This window comes from Spectribacter acetivorans (genome assembly GCF_031846305.1).
Lineage (GTDB): Bacteria > Pseudomonadota > Gammaproteobacteria > Nevskiales > Salinisphaeraceae > Spectribacter > Spectribacter acetivorans.
In genome coordinates this window covers 1-2,637 of record NZ_JAVRHY010000031.1, presented here as the reverse complement: position 1 = coordinate 2,637, position 2,637 = coordinate 1, and the positions used below count along the sequence as shown (strand labels likewise).

The window sequence follows — 2,637 nt, the reverse complement described above, 5'->3', positions numbered from 1 at the left end:
GGCCGTCGCAAATTGCGACGGCCTCAAGATGAAAACGCGTTACGTAAGACGCGTCACCAGGAGAAGGTCGCACCAACACGACCACCAACCTGATCGCGGCTGAGGCCCGCGCCGATGCCGAAATCAACCTGGACATTATCGTTCAAACGCATCGCACCCGACATGCCAAGCGCATTCTCACCTTCATAGGTACCGGCACCACCGCTGACCGAGAAACGCTTATCCGGCGGTACATAAGGCGACTTCAGGGCCAGCGCAATCGCGATGCCTTCTTCGTTATCGCGGATCCGGCTACGGTTGTTCTCCACGCCGCGGCGGTTGAGATCAATCGCTCCCTGGAAGGCGCCGCCATCACTGGCCAGATTGCCATTCGCGTCCGTAATCACGACCTCGGTCGGACCACTCTGAGCATCCTTGCTGTCCTGAGAAGTGATGCCTGGCATGGTGTAGGTATTGCTTGCCGTACCAACCACGACCTGATTGTTGCGGGTCGTCGCAGCGCCGGCACCCACGGCGGTGGCATTGTCATGAGTTGCCGAGGCGCGCGTACCGACCGCTGTTGCGTTGCTCTGCGTTGCCACAGCCTCATTACCCAAGGCGGAGGCTTCGTCACCGCTGGCCGTGGCAGCTTCGCCAACGGCGGTGGAACGCGTACCGCTAGCATTGGCTATGTGACCGACTGCGGTTGCCCGCTCACCAGACGCCTCGCTCTGCCAACCGAGAGCCGAAGCTGCCGTATTGGTCGCCTGGGCCTGCTCGCCCAGAGCGGTGGATGATGTGCCGGTGGCGGCGCTGTTTTCACCGATCGCGCTCGAACCGTTACCGCTGGCAATGGCATTCTGGCCGTAGGCTGCCGAGTCACTGCCGGTCGCCTGCGCACCGCCACCAACCGCGGTCGAACCCGACGCTACAGCACCCTGACCGATGGCGACTGCCTGGTCCGAGGTGGCCTGGGATTGATCACCCACGGCAATCGATCCAGACGCCGTTGCGGATGCGGCCTCGCCCAGGGCAACCGACCGTTCACCCGTGGCATTCGCAATATGCCCGACTGCCGTTGCCCTTTCGCCGGTAGCGTTGCTCTGCCAGCCGAGTGCCGTGGCCGCCAGTGCGTCTGCATTGCTCTCGCCACCAAGTGCCGTGGTGGAGTTACCATTGGCGATGGCGTTGGCACCTAGCGCCATCGCATCCACACCAGTGGCCGAGGCGCCCGTGCCGGTACCGTTGGCATCACCGCCCAGGGCGATGGCGCCGGCACTGTTCGCCTCAGACAATTCACCCAGTGCCACGCTATTACCACCCGCGGCGGATGCCGCCTCACCAAGCGCGGTAGAGCGAATACCGCTTGCCGTGGCCAGATGACCAACCGCGGTAGCACGCTCGGCACTGGCATTGCTCTGCCAGCCCAGCGCAGTCGTGGCTATCCCGTCAGCATTGGCCTGTCCGCCAACCGCGGTCGTCGAGTTGCCGTTGGCGTTAGCCGATCCACCAAGGGCCACTGCTTCGGTGCCGATAGCGGAAGACAGGTCGCCACCCGCAAAGCTGCTGATTCCGGCGGCACTGGCGGCTTCGCCTACCGCTGTCGAACGCACGCCGGACGCTTCCGCCAGATGGCCAAGCGCCGTCGCACGCTCACCCGACGCCGCACTCTGCCACCCGAAAGCGGACGCCGCGAGGGCATTGGCATTACTCTCACCGCCCACAGCGGTGGTCGAGTTACCCATTGCGTTGGCATCCGCACCAATTGCCATGGCGTCAACACCGGATGCCATCGCACCGGCACCTGATCCATCCGCATCACTTCCGATGGCGATTGAACCTGCCGAACTCGCGCTTGCCATCATGCCAACCGCCACGCTCTGCTCGCCTGCTGCGTTGCTCTGAGCGCCGATTGCAGTCGCGGAAGCTGCCGATGCGGTGGACTGATGACCTACCGCCGTTGCATCGTCCGAGGATGTGGCCGACTCCTGACCCAGCGCGGTGCTGCGAAGGCCGGTCGCCTCCGCCGACTGACCGAGGGCCGTTGCATCCTGGGCATCAGCCAAACTCTGCTGACCAATTGCCGTGGTGTCCCGGGCCGTGGCATTGGACCTCTCGCCAATCGCTGTGCCGCGCAAACCGGAAGCCAAGCTATCCTGACCAACAGCCACGGTGTCTTCATTGGTCGCAAAACTGGACTGACCGAACGCGGAACTGTCGCGCCCGGTTGCCCGACTATCCTCGCCCACCGCCGTAGCGTCAGCCGCATTAGCTAAGCTGTTTTGACCGATAGCGGTGGATTCCAGCCCGGATGCTTCCGCGTTCTGTCCGAAAGCACTCGCATGCAGCCCACTAGCCTCTGAGTTCTGACCCGCGGCGGTCGTGTTCCCGTTACTGGCAATACTATCCTCGCCGAACGCGGAGCTATTGACGCCGATCGCCTGGCTGTCCTCGCCCACCGCCGTGGCGTTTTCCATGTTGGCAAGACTGTTTTGGCCTAGAGCTGTCGATTCCTCTCCCGAAGCCAGCGAATCCTCGCCGAATGCGCTGCTCCGGATACCTGTCGCCGCTGATCCCTGACCAACCGCCGTCGTATCCTCATTGTTGGCAACACTGGCCTCGCCAATAGCCGTGCTGTTCAGCCCACTTGCGACACTG

The 2,637-nt window shown here is 63.4% G+C and carries 1 protein-coding gene; it reads right to left on the bottom strand.

Annotation, left to right across the window (positions count from 1 at the left end; all coding sequences use genetic code 11):
• Positions 1 to 53 precede the first annotated feature (53 nt).
• Positions 54 to 2,637, bottom strand: a 2,584-nt coding sequence (locus RM531_RS15945; protein WP_311660712.1) for a YadA-like family protein, incomplete at its 5' end; no start/stop codon positions are given.